At 41.7% G+C, this 333-nt stretch carries 1 protein-coding gene; it reads right to left on the bottom strand.

What is annotated here, in order from left to right; genetic code table 11:
* On the bottom strand, nucleotides 1-333 hold a 333-nt coding region (locus tag AB8S09_RS15830; RefSeq protein WP_369869566.1), incomplete at both ends, for a cell wall-binding repeat-containing protein.

The raw sequence follows: 333 nt of genomic DNA, 5'->3' as shown, positions 1-333 counted from the left end.
GGTGCGGAATACTTTCCTGCTACTGCGGAAGCTACCAGCGCATCTGCATAGAGGTTGTCCGGATCTGCTGCACTTGCATTTGCAATATATACCTTGTCAGTCTTCAAGCTGTCTTTGAATGCATCCAAAACTTTCAGGTTTGTATCAAATCTGCTTGTTCCACCGTCTACTCTTGAAGCTGCTCCAAGAGCATCATATATAGTATCATTTATTACATTCTTAGTTCCTACAACTGTTGCTTTTGAATTGTTTGCTTTTACAAAATCAATTACAGGCTGAGTTGCGGACTGGTCGTTGCTTGCCAGTAATAATATCTGTCCTTTTGCAGCTGCT

It is taken from the genome of Clostridium lapidicellarium, from assembly GCF_041224415.1.
In the GTDB taxonomy this organism is placed as follows: domain Bacteria; phylum Bacillota; class Clostridia; order Clostridiales; family Clostridiaceae; genus Clostridium_B; species Clostridium_B lapidicellarium.
Note: the sequence above shows the minus strand (reverse complement) of the source record. Positions and strands in the feature narration are given on the sequence as shown.